The sequence below is a fragment of the Micrococcus sp. HMSC31B01 genome (assembly GCF_001816085.1).
GTDB classification, from domain to species: Bacteria; Actinomycetota; Actinomycetes; order Actinomycetales; family Micrococcaceae; genus Micrococcus; species Micrococcus luteus.
Window position 1 is genome coordinate 1 of record NZ_KV824815.1, and the last position, 11,574, is coordinate 11,574.

Annotated in this window: 7 protein-coding genes and 1 pseudogene; 2 read left to right on the forward strand and 6 right to left on the reverse strand. The window is 73.0% G+C overall.

Going from position 1 to position 11,574, the window contains the following annotated elements; genetic code table 11:
- Positions 1-41: 41 nt before the first annotated feature.
- Positions 42-386 (forward strand): annotated as a pseudogene (locus HMPREF3105_RS00280) (very short patch repair endonuclease); the annotation flags it as partial.
- Between the two features lie 90 nt (positions 387-476).
- Here the strand turns inward: HMPREF3105_RS00280 and HMPREF3105_RS00285 are convergent.
- The 5 genes from HMPREF3105_RS00285 to HMPREF3105_RS00305 all read right to left on the reverse strand — a co-directional run bounded on the left by HMPREF3105_RS00285 (position 477) and on the right by HMPREF3105_RS00305 (position 6,224).
- Complete coding sequence (locus HMPREF3105_RS00285; RefSeq protein WP_041102565.1) at positions 477-2,033, reverse strand: DUF1846 domain-containing protein; 1,557 nt, start codon at positions 2,031-2,033, stop codon at positions 477-479.
- A gap of 67 nt (positions 2,034-2,100) precedes the next feature.
- Positions 2,101-3,114 (reverse strand): trimeric intracellular cation channel family protein, encoded by a 1,014-nt coding sequence (locus HMPREF3105_RS00290; protein WP_041102567.1) that lies wholly within the window; start codon positions 3,112-3,114, stop codon positions 2,101-2,103.
- A gap of 72 nt (positions 3,115-3,186) precedes the next feature.
- Positions 3,187-4,086, reverse strand: coding sequence for a trimeric intracellular cation channel family protein (locus tag HMPREF3105_RS00295; protein WP_070708496.1), 900 nt, complete (start codon positions 4,084-4,086; stop codon positions 3,187-3,189).
- Positions 4,087-4,117: 31 nt separating this feature from the next.
- Complete coding sequence (gene purB / locus HMPREF3105_RS00300) at positions 4,118-5,551, reverse strand: adenylosuccinate lyase (protein WP_070708497.1); 1,434 nt, start codon at positions 5,549-5,551, stop codon at positions 4,118-4,120.
- Positions 5,552-5,609: 58 nt separating this feature from the next.
- Entirely contained in the window at positions 5,610-6,224 is a 615-nt protein-coding gene (locus HMPREF3105_RS00305; protein ID WP_010080080.1) for a GNAT family N-acetyltransferase, read from the reverse strand.
- Between the two features lie 141 nt (positions 6,225-6,365).
- On the opposite strand from HMPREF3105_RS00305, the gene HMPREF3105_RS00310 reads away from it, so the two are divergent.
- Complete coding sequence (locus HMPREF3105_RS00310) at positions 6,366-7,946, forward strand: AMP-binding protein (RefSeq protein ID WP_070708498.1); 1,581 nt, start codon at positions 6,366-6,368, stop codon at positions 7,944-7,946.
- Position 7,947: 1 nt separating this feature from the next.
- Here HMPREF3105_RS00310 and HMPREF3105_RS00315 read toward each other — a convergent pair whose 3' ends face one another.
- Complete coding sequence (locus HMPREF3105_RS00315; protein WP_070708499.1) at positions 7,948-11,538, reverse strand: TM0106 family RecB-like putative nuclease; 3,591 nt, start codon at positions 11,536-11,538, stop codon at positions 7,948-7,950.
- Positions 11,539-11,574: the final 36 nt, after the last annotated feature.

Genomic DNA, 11,574 nt, shown 5'->3' on the forward strand with positions numbered 1-11,574 from the left:
GGCTTACACAGACCATCTGACACGCCCCCGTTCGCCGTCTCCTCCATGCCGCCGGCCTCCGCTACCGGGTGAACGCGAAGCCGGAGAAGGACCTCCGCCGCACGGTGGACATCCTGTTCCGTCCCGCGCGCGTCGCCGTCCTCATCGACGGCTGCTACTGGCACGGGTGTCCCCAGCACTACATCGCGCCGAAGGCCAACGGCGGCTACTGGTCGGACAAGGTCGCCACGAACCGGGCCCGGGACCTGGAGACCACGCGCATCCTGACGGAGCGCGGCTGGCTCGTCCTCCGCTTCTGGGAGCACGAGGACCCGGCCGTCGTCGCGGAGCGAGTTGTCGCCGTCGTCAACGAACGGAGGCCCCGGCGAACCACCGGGGCCTCCTGAGCGGGCCGTGGCCCGCTCCCACTTCTCGAACGAAAACGCCCAGGGGTCGCCCGTTTCGTCAACGAAAGCGACCGCCCGAACCGCCCCGCCTCACCGCTTCCGGTACAGCCCCTTCTTCTGGAACTTCGGCTCGCTCGTGACGAGCATCCCCAGGGACCGGAAGATGCCCTCGTCCACGGAGCCGAGGATCGTCGTCGTGTGCACGTCGCAGCCCTCGAGGCTCGCCAGCTGCTCGACGGCCGCCTTCGCGTTCTCGTCGGTCGCCGCGGACACGGACAGCGCGATCAGCACCTCGTCCGTGTGCAGCCGCGGGTTCTTGGAGCCCAGGTGCACGGTCTTGAGCGTCTGGATCGGCTCGATCGAGGCGGGGGAGAGCAGGTGCACGTCGTCCTCGATGCCGGCCAGCACCTTGAGGGCGTTGAGCAGCACCGCGGCGGAGCAGCCCAGCAGCTCCGAGGTCTTGCCGGTCACCAGGGTGCCGTCCGCCAGCTGCACGGCCGCGCCGGGCTCACCGGTGCGCTCGGCCACCAACTGCGCGGCACCCACCACCGGGCGGTCCTCCGAGCTCAGGCCCAGCTTGGACATCACCAGGGCCACGCGCTCGGACTCGGTGTCGTCCGCGCCCTCCAGCGCCTCGTTGACTTGAGCCTTGTAGTAGCGCCGGATGATCTCCTGCTTTGCGGCCTCCTGGCACACCTCGTCGTCCACGATCGCCGCGCCGGCCATGTTCACGCCCATGTCCGTGGGGGACTTGTACGGGGTGGTGCCCGTGACCTTCTCCAGCAGCGCGGACAGCAGCGGGAACACCTCGACGTCGCGGTTGTAGCTCGTCACCCGCTCGCCGTACTCGGCCAGGTGGAACGGGTCGATCAGGTTGATGTCGTCCAGGTCCACGGTGGCGGCCTCGTAGGCGGCGTTCACCGGGTGCTCGAGCGGCAGGTTCCAGATGGGGAACGTCTCGAACTTCGCGTAGCCGGCCGGGATGCCCCGCTGCCGATCGTTGTACACCTGGCTCAGGCACGTCGCCAGCTTGCCGGAGCCCGGGCCGGGGGCCGTCACGACGACGAGGTCCCGCGTGGTCTCGGACCACTCGTTGGCACCGAAGCCCTGCTCCGAGACGATCGTGGACATGGCGTGCGGGTAGCCGGGGATCACGCGGTGGCGGGCCACCTTCAGGCCGAGGCGCTCGAGCTTCTCGAGGAACGCCAGTGCACGGTGGTTGGCGTCCTCCAGCTGCGTGACCACCACGTGCTCCACCAGGAACCCGCGCTCCCGGAACACGTCCACGAGGCGCAGGACGTCGTCCTCGTACGTGATGCCCAGGTCCGCGCGGACCTTGTTCCGCCCGAGGTCCTTGGCGTTGAAGCACACCAGGATCTCGGTCTCGTCCTTGATGCGGTCCAGCATCGCGATCTTGTTGTCCGGGGTGAAGCCGGGCAGGACGCGGGAGGCGTGCAGGTCGTCGAAGAGCTTGCCGCCCATCTCCAGGTACAGCTTCCCGCCGATCTGGCGGCGGCGTTCCTGGATGTGCTGGGACTGGAGTTCGATGTACTTCGCGCGGTCGAATCCGACGCGGTGGAGGGGGCCGGAGGCCGCGGCCTCCGTGGTCGTGCTGGCGGGGCGGGCGGTCTCATGCGTGCCGGTCATGGACTCTCAGCATAGACCCGTCCGCGGGGTGCGCGTGCGCGGCCCGGCGTCGGGCTCACCGCATCCCTCAGTCCCTCGGGTCCGCCGGGTCGTCCGCGATCCAGTCGTGCTCGGGGTCGTCGAAGCTGCGCGTGCGCCCGGTGCGCAGGTCGGTGACGTCCATGACGCCGGTGCCGCGGTCCAGGCGCACCTGCTGGTGTGAGGCGGGGTCGACGACGGTGATCGTCTGGGTCTGCGGGTCGTAGTCGTCCACCCGCACCTGGTCCTCGTACTCCTGCCGCGGGCCGTAGGACCCGTGCGTGTCGTCGTCGGGGAAGGCGGGGGCGCCGGGGGAGCGCAGCCGGCGCTCGAGGGTGCGCTCCACCCGGCGGGCGGCCGCCTCCTGCGCCTGCGTGGCCAGGCGCCGCAGACGTTCGAGGGACTCCTTGTCCTGGGAGATCTCCGCGCCGAAGAACCGCCACTGGTAGCGGTAGGCGATCATCCGCACCGCGAAGATCAGGAACGCGATGAGGAAGCCGGTGTACCCGTTGAGCGCGCCGTTCATGGCCACCACGGTCGCCAGCACCGCGCCCAGGAACGTGGGGAGGACGTAGACGCCGCGGGGGTCGAAGATGGACGGGACCTCGTTGGCGACGATGTCCCGCAGCACGCCGCCGCCCAGCGCCGTGACCATCGCGATCACCACCGTGGACACCGGGTGCACGCCCATCGAGTGCGCCAGCAGCACGCCGGACACCGTGAACAGGGCGAGACCGGCGGCGTCGAACAGGGTGATGGTCAGGTTCAGGCGATTCGGGTGGATCACCTTGACGTACACGAGCAGGGACACCAGCAGGGGCGGGGCCAGATAGACCGGGTTCTCCAGGGACGCGGGCAGACCCCGGTCCAGCAGGATGTCCCGTGTGAAGCCGCCGCCCAGGCCCGCCAGCAGGGACAGCGCCATCGAGCCCACCAGGTCGAACTGCTTGCGGGCCGCCAGCAGCGCCCCCGAGGTGGCGAAGAAGAAGATCCCGATCAGGTCCAGGGTCGTGAGCAGCCACGGGACGTCGGTGAGGGTGGCGAAGAACTGCTGCACGTCCACGGCGGCTCCTTCCGTTGGGTCCGGGGATTCACCGGCCATTGTCCCGTGCGGCCCGCGCAGTGGCTCGTTTGTTCACCCGGGTGTCCCCCGAGGTGTGACGTCTTCGTCGGCGCCGGGTGTCTCCTCGTTCGCCGGGGGGCCGTCCTCGCCGGGGGCGGCGGGCGGCCCGTCCCTGCCCTTGCGGTCGCGGATGTCCGGCACGGGCGGCTCGTCATGCGGATCCATGCGCTGGCGCTGGGTCTCCCCCGAGATCTCGGCCCCCGGGGCGAGCCACTCCCTGCGCAGCGACACCACGCGCAGCACGAGCACGAGCACCATCACCGCCGCCGAGGTCAGCGGGTTCAGGACCTCCGCCTGGCCGAGGGCCGCCGTCGTGCCCGCGCCGAGGATGGCCGGCAGCGCGTACCAGCCGCGCCCGCCGAACACGGCGGGCGGTTCCCCGGCGACGACGTCGCGCAGGATGCCGCCGCCGACGGCGGTCACCAGGCCCAGCACTGCGGCGGCGACCGGGCTCAGGCCGGCGAGCAGGGCGATGCGCGTGCCCACCACGCAGTACACGGCCAGGCCGATGGCGTCGAAGGCCATGACGGCGTGGTGGCCGCGCTCGCCGTCGAAGATCCGGAGGAACACCGCCAGCGACGCGACCGCCGGCAGGATCAGGTACCAGGGGTTGTCGAAGGCCGCGGGCACGTCCCGTCCGACCACGAGGTCACGGACGACGCCGCCGCCCGTGCCCACCATGAGGGCCAGCAGCAGGGAGCCGACGATGTCGTAGCCCTTGCGCACGGCGAGCACCGCGCCCGAGATCGCGAAGAAGAACACGCCCACGAGATCCACGGCGGTGATCGCCGCGGTGATCGCGTCGGCGAGCTCGCCGTGCGCGTCGATCGGCTCGGGCACGTCCCGTTCGAGTTCGGCGGGGTCCTTGGGGGCGGCGGACAGCAGCCACACGGGGAGAAGTGGAAGCAGCACCCGCCCATCGTCCCCCGTCAGGCGGCCCGGGTCAGTCCTGCGCGGGGCCGAACTCCTTGGCCAGCTCCGCCGCCACGCCGGTGTACCCGGCCGGGGTCAGCTCCAGCAGGCGCGCCTGGGCCGCCTCCGACAGGCCGAGGCCCTGCACGAACTCGCGCATGCGCGCCCCGTCCACGCGGTGGCCGCGGGTCAGCTCCTTGAGGCGCTCGTAGGGGTTGTCCATGCCCTCGACGCCGGCGATCGCCTCGGCACGCATCACGGTCTGGACGGCCTCGCCGAGCACCTCCCAGTTCGTGTCGAGGTCCTCCGCCAGTACGGGCGCGGCGACCTGGAGCTGGCCCATGCCCTTGGTGACGTTGGTCAGGGCGAGCACCGAGTGGCCGAGGGCCACGCCGATGTTGCGCTGCGACGTCGAGTCCGTGAGGTCGCGCTGCCAACGGGACTCCACGAGGGTGGCGCCCAGCGAGTCGAGCAGGGCGCAGGAGAGCTCGAGGTTGGCCTCGGCGTTCTCGAAGCGGATCGGGTTCACCTTGTGCGGCATGGTGGAGGAGCCGGTCGCACCGGCCACGGGGATCTGCGCGAAGTAGCCGATGGAGATGTAGCTCCACACGTCCACGCAGAAGCCGTGGAGGATCCGGTTGAAGCGCGCGACGTCGGCGTACAGCTCCGCCTGCCAGTCGTGGGACTCGATCTGGGTGGTCAGCGGGTTCCAGGTGAGGCCGAGGTGCTCCACGAAGGACCGGGACAGGGCCGGCCAGTCCGCGTCCGGGGCGGCGGCGAGGTGGGCGGCGTAGGTGCCGGTGGCGCCGTTGATCTTGCCCAGGTACTCCTGGCCGGCGATGCGCCGGGTCTGGCGGGTCAGACGGTGCACGAACACGGCCATCTCCTTGCCCAGCGTGGTGGGCGTGGCCGGCTGGCCGTGCGTGCGGGAGAGCATGGGGGTCTCGGCGGCCTCGGCGGCCATCGCGGAGACGGTGGCCACGGCGGCGCGGGCGGCCGGCAGCCAGACCTGCTCGACGGCGTCGCGCACGCCCACCGCGTAGGCGAGGTTGTTGATGTCCTCGGAGGTGCACGCGAAGTGCACGAGCGGCTTCAGCCGGCCCAGACCCAGCCCCTCGAGGCGGTCGGCGATGAAGTACTCGACGGCCTTCACGTCGTGCACCGTGACCTTCTCGGTGGCCGCCAGCTCGGCCACGGACTCCGCGTCGAAGTCCGTGACGATCGCCCGCAGGCCCGCCTGCTGCTCGGCCGTGAGCGGCTCGAGACCCGGCAGCACACGGTGCTCGGCCAGGTGGATGAACCACTCGACCTCCACGTGGATGCGGTTGCGGTTCAGCGCCGCCTCGGACAGGTGCTCCACAAGCGGCTCCACCGCCGCACGGTAGCGGCCGTCCAGGGGGCCGAGGGCGATGCCGGCCTCGGCGAGGGAACGGCGGTGGGCGGTGGACGCGGGCTGTGAGGTCATGGCCCCCATTCTGGCAGGCGCCGCGGACGCCCGACGAAGGCGAGGGCCGGGTCCGTCCTCAGCCGTCCGTCGACGCCGGCCACCAGTCTCGCCGCAGCACCGCGAGTTGCACCGAGTCCCATCGCCGGCCCTCCCAGGAGCGCGCCTCGGGGATGCGGGCGACCTCGGTGTACCCGACGCGGACCGCCGACGCGATCATCCGCGCGTTGCCGGACCACGTGACCAGGCTCAGCAGGTGCGCGTCCGTCTCCGCGAACGACGCGTCCGACCACAGCGTGAGCGCCGCCCGCCCGACGCCGCGGCCCCACGTGGTCGGGTCGAACAACAGGATGCCGAGCTCCCACCAGCCCGCGCCCGCCGGATGCTGCTCCGTGCGGGTCACGAGACCGACGGGGGTGCCGTCCACCGTGACGACCCGGACGTCAGGGTCGCCGACGCGCCGGCGCGCGTGGTCGGCGTCGAAGTCCGCGCGGCTCGGCGGGGCGGCCGTGTCCGCGGCGTGGAAGTAGGGGGCGTCCCACGACTTCCACTCGGGGTCCTCGGCGCCGTGGATCCAGGTCCACAGGAAGTCGGCGTCGTCGGCGGCCACCGGGCGCAGCGCGACGTCGGTCCGGGGCGGGGCGTCCGCGCGCGTCCCTGAGGGGCGAGGGGTGGCGGGATCGAGATCAGTCATGGCGCCATCCTGCCCTCAGCCGCGACGGGGTGGCGAGTGCAACATGCGGACGCGCCCGGTGGCCCGGGGCGCGGTGGACCTACCGTGGCTGACGTCGCCGTCGCCCGGCGTCGGCATGCCGAGAGGGATGAGGAGACCGAGATGACGGAACGGACCGGGCAGGCCCACGAGGCCGGGACGATCGACCGGCTGATGGCCGGGTGGGTCGCCGACGTCGAGACCCCGGACGCCTGCGCCGCCCACCTGCTCTGCGACCGCTGGCCGGCCGACGCGGTGGCGTTCCGGTTCGTGGCGGAGGACATGTCCGCCGTCGACCTCACCTTCGGCGAGCTGGCCGACCGCTCGCGTCGCCTCGCCACCGGCCTCGCCGCCCGCGGCGTCACGCGCGGCGACCGGGTCCCCGTGATGATGTCCAAACGGGAGGAGCTCGTCATCACGCTGCTGGCCCTGTGGCGGCTCGGCGCCGTGCACGTGCCGCTGTTCACCGCGTTCGCCGCGGGCGCCGCCCGGATGCGCATCGAGGGCGCGGCGGCGCGGCTTGTCGTCGCCGAACCCCGCCAGGCCGAGAAGCTCACGGACATCCCGGGCATCGAGATCATCCGCACCGGCCCGGAGTGGGACGCGCTCGCGGACTCCGCGCCGCTGGCCGAGGACGTCGCCGTCGGCGGGGACGGGCCGATCGCCCTGCTGTTCACCTCCGGCACCACCGGCCGCCCCAAGGGGGTGCCTGTGCCGCTGCGCGCGGCCGCCGCGTTCGCCGTCTACCTCACGTGCGCGGTGGACCTGCGCCCCGAGGACCTGTTCTGGAACGCGGCCGACCACGGCTGGGCGTACGGGCTGTACTACGGGATCGTCGGCACGCTGGTGCTCGGGGCGACCTCGGTGCAGTACCGCGGCGCCTTCTCCCCGGCGACCATGGTCGAGGTGATCAGCTCGCAGGACGTCACGAACCTCGCCGGCGCCCCCACGATGTTCCGCGCGCTGGCCAAGGCCGGGGAGGTCACCGAGGACGCCCCGCTGCGGCTGCGGCGCGTGTCCACGGCGGGGGAGCCGCTGCCGCCGTCCGTGCTCGAGTGGGGCCGGGCGGCCCTCGGCACGGAGATCCGCGACCACTACGGCCAGACCGAGCTGGGCATGGTCATCTGCACCCCTGCGCACCCCGAGCTGGCCGCGCCGCCCCGCCCGGGTTCGATGGGTGTGCCCCTGCCGGGGATCGCCGCCGAGATCCGGGACGGGCAGATCGCGATCGACGCGGCCTCGCCCCTGTTCTGGTTCCCCGGCTACCTCGGGGAGCCGGAGAAGACCGCGGAGCGCTTCACCCCGGACGGGCGCTGGTACCTGACCGGGGACACCGCCCGGCAGGACGACGACGGCTGGTTCTTCTTCTCCTCCCGGGACGACGACGTGATCCTCGCCGCCGGGTACCGGATCGGCCCGTTCGACGTGGAGTCCGTGCTCATCGACCACCCGCGGGTGCAGGAGGTCGCCGTCGTCGGCCTGCCGGACCCGGAGGGGGTGCGCGGCGAGGAGGTCGTGGCGTTCGTGGTGCCCGCCGGGGCCGTCGCGGACCCGGACGCCCTGGCGGCCGAGCTGCAGGCGAAGGTCCGCGACGAGTACTCCAAGCACGCCTACCCGCGCCGGGTGCACTTCGTGGACCGGCTGCCCAAGACCCCCTCCGGCAAGCTGCAGCGGTTCGTGCTGCGCCAGGGTGCCGCCGACTGAGTCAGCGGTGCACGAGCCGCAGGAACGCGCCGATCATCGGCAGGTCCTCGGGGCTGGTGGGCAGCGCGTCCGCGAGGGCGGGGGAGTGGACGAGGTAGGCGGCCCACTGTCCGCGCGAGATCGACACGTTGAGCCGGTTCCGGTTCAGGAGGAAGTCCAGCCCGCGCGGCACCTCCTGCGGTGAGGACGCCGCCATCGTCAGGATCGCGACGGCGGCCTCCCGGCCCTGGAACTTGTCCACGGTGCCGACGGTGGTGCCCTCGAGACCGGCGGCGTCGAGCGTCTCCCGGACCGTGGCGACCTGCGCGTTGTACGGGGCCACCACGATCACGTCGGACGGCTCGAGCGGTCGGCCGGGGTCGTCCGGGCCGGTGGACCAGGTGCGGCCGAGCAGTGACCGGATGATCTCGACGACGGCCGCGGCCTCCTCCGGCGAGGACACCGCGTTGCCCGTGTGGGAGACCGGCCACGGGTGCAGCCCGGGCTCCACGCCGTCGAGGCGGCGGGCGTCCGTGACCTCCTCCCGTGCGCCGAGCCGGCCGGCGTAGGAGAGCTCGGAGACCGCGCGGGTGAGCGCCGAGTGCATGCGCCACGAGGTGTCCAGGAAGAAGCCGCGCTCGGCGCGGAGCACGGGGGCGCCCTCCGCGATCCAGGTCAGGGCCGCGTCGCCGATGGGCTGGGGGTGCTCGCCCCTGCTGACCTGGGGGAGCTGCTGCGGGTCACCCAGCAGCAGCACCGTCTCGGCCAGGGCGCTCGCGCCCAGGAGGTGCGCGAGGGAGAGCTGCCCTGCCTCGTCCACCACCAGGAGGTCGACCGGCTGGGCCGCGGCGTTCGCGAAGGTCCACGCGGTGCCGCCCAGGACCCGGCCCGGTGCCAGGAAGGCATGGACCTCCGATGAGCCCAGGGACGTCCAGCGGTGCGGTCCGTCCGGGTCCTTGGGCTCCTTGCCCACGCGGTCGGGGTCCACGCCGACGCCGATCAGCTGGTCGAGGAAGTTCTCCACCACCGCGTGGGACTGGGCGGTGACGCCGACCGTCCAGCCCCGGTCCAGGAGCTCCTTCACCGCGCGGCTGCCCACGTACGTCTTGCCGGTGCCGGGAGGGCCCTGCACGGCCACGTAGGAGCCGCGTGCGGACTCGACCGCCTCGACCAGGCCCCCGACGCCGTCCCGCCGGCCGTCTCGTACGTCCGCCCCGATCGCGGCGAGGGTCCGGCCCGCGGTGCGCGGGGCACGGCGCGCCAGGATGTCGAACACCGCTCCGTCCGGCAGTCGGCCGCGGCGGGCGGCCTCGGCGGCCTGCTCCCGGATGCGTTCGAGGAGGCCACCGGGCCGGACGTAGTTGAGGTGGAAGACCGCCATGGGCACCTCCGCGTGCGGTTCCGGCTCGTACTTGGTGCTGAGGCGCTGCAGCAGGCTGACGCGGAACCGGCCCGGTGCGATCTCCTCCACCTCGGTCACGTCCACGGGCGATCGGCTCTGCCAGCGGACGGCGTTGGGGGCCAGCTCCGCCCAGCGCGGCGGCTGCTCGTACAGGGCGTTGAGCTTGAACCTCTCCTGGCTGTTCCGACGCGGCCGGACCTCGGTGCCCGGCTCGAGGCGCCCGGTCACGGTCAGCGTCCGGGCGGGGTTGCTCCGCGGGGTGGGCCGTTCCCACGCACCCACCGACTCGACGGTGTCGAACACCAGGTTCGCGCGCGGCTCCTGCCACTCGTCCGGGGCGGACACGGCCCGATCGAACATAGCCCACCACAGCGGCTTGTTCTCCCTGGCGAAGTAGCCCAGCCCCGCGGCCAGCAGGGCGATACCGCGCCGCCCGCCGTCGAGCTCCGCCTCCGGGGCCCCCGTCCCACCCGCCTCGTCCCTCTCGGCGCCCGCCAGCGCCTGCAGCGAGGCGGCGAGGGCCGCGTCCTGCTCTTGGACCGACGGCGCGGCCTCGACCAGCGGCTCGTTCCCGGTCGCGGCGTCGTCGACGGGACGCTCCGCGACGGCGGCCTCCTCGGGCTCGACCTGCGCCCGCAGCCAGTCCCGCAGCCGCGCCGTGGAGACGCAGTCGTACCGGTTGTAGTCCTCGATGTCGGCGCGGATCGCCCTCGCGACCTCGGTGTCCCCGGCCTCCATCGCGGCGACGTACCGGTGGTACTCGGTGACGCTGTCCGCCGCCGTCGTGACGCCGTCCTCCGCCCGGTGCTCCGCCCCCATGTAGAGGGGCTCCAGCTTCTTGATGGAGTAGCTCGGCACACCGGCCCGCAGGGCGGCGCGGACCGTGGAGTAGAGGTCCACGAACAGCCCCGCGCGCAGCCAGTCGTCCAGCTCGCGCTCGCCCACACCGTGGCGCACGGTCAGGCGTTTCAGCGCGGTGACCTCGTACGCGGCGTAGTGGTAGATCCGCATCCCCGGGTGGGCCGCGCGTCGCGCCTCCACGAACGCCACGAACTGCTCGAGCGCCGCCCGCTCGGCGGCACGGGTGTCCGCCCACAGACCCGTGAACCGGAAGTCGGCCGAGGCGGTGCGCGCGGTGTCCCCACCCGGCGCCTCGACCCAGCCCCACAGGTACTCGAGGCCCTCCATGCTCCCGTCCGCGGAGACCCACAGCGGGTCCCCCTCGAAGTCGAAGAAGACGTCTCCGGCGTCCGGCGCGGGCAGCCCCGCCACGGCGCGCGGGTCCACGATCCGATGCGGCGGCAGCCCGTCCGCCCCGGCCGGCTCCAGCTGGATCGCCGCCTGTTCCCGCAGCGCCTCCCACGTGCGGCGGGCCATGCCCTCCGGCGGTGCGACGGACACCGCGAGCTGCTCGATGGTCGTGATGCCGGCCTCGCGCAGCCGGGTGCGCTGCAACCGCGTGGCCCCCGCCGTGAGCAGCACGTCCCGGTGCTCGGCGACGGCCTCCTCGCACGCCTCGCATGCGCCGCAGACGCTCAGGCGGTCGTCGCCCCAGCGAGTGGGCTCCCCGGCGGCCACGTGATCCTGCAGCAGCGCCTCCAGCCGGGCGCGCTGGTGCCGGTACACCGGGATCACCTCGTCCAGGTCCGCGACGTGCCGGGAACCGTCCCCGAGCCACAGGCTGCCCTGCCGCGCCCGCGGCACGTCCATGCCGTCCAGCAGGTCTGCGTACGCGGCGATCTGCAGCAGCGCCGTCACGCGCGCATGCCGGGCCAGCTTCGTGTCCACCACCTCGTACGCGCCCTCGGGGTGCTCCTCGTCCGTGCGGAGCACGAGGAAGTCGGCCAGGCCGCCGAACGCGCCGTCGTGCAGCATCCCCTGGAACACGACGGCGGGGCGCGCGGCCAACGCCGCCGCGGTGCGCTCGCGGGCGGCCCGCACACCCTCGGGCGTGTAGCGCTCCGGGCGGGCGAGCCGGACCACCTGGTCCGCGCCGTGCTCCGCCTCGAGGCGCGCGAGCACGCGAGACTCGTGCTCGTCCCCGAGGCGGGAGACCCGCTCGAGGAACGCGTCCTCCGCGCCGATCCGCGGGGCACGTCCGAGCGCGGGGTCCACCGTCCCGCGCAGCCACCCATAGGTACACGTGGCGGCGGCGGTGATGTCCGAGGGGCTGAGCATGAAGGAGGCGCGGTCCGGCGCGAAGGTCACCATGCGGTCACCCTAGATGTAAGAGGTCATGACGTTGTT

Coding starts and splice junctions, on each gene's coding strand:
- purB (WP_070708497.1), bottom strand. CDS start 5,551: ATGACCTCACAGCCCGCGTCCACCGCCCACCGCCGTTCCCTCGCCGAG.
- HMPREF3105_RS00315 (WP_070708499.1), bottom strand. CDS start 11,538: ATGGTGACCTTCGCGCCGGACCGCGCCTCCTTCATGCTCAGCCCCTCG.
- HMPREF3105_RS00305 (WP_010080080.1), bottom strand. CDS start 6,224: ATGACTGATCTCGATCCCGCCACCCCTCGCCCCTCAGGGACGCGCGCG.
- HMPREF3105_RS00285 (WP_041102565.1), bottom strand. CDS start 2,033: ATGACCGGCACGCATGAGACCGCCCGCCCCGCCAGCACGACCACGGAG.
- HMPREF3105_RS00310 (WP_070708498.1), top strand. CDS start 6,366: ATGACGGAACGGACCGGGCAGGCCCACGAGGCCGGGACGATCGACCGG.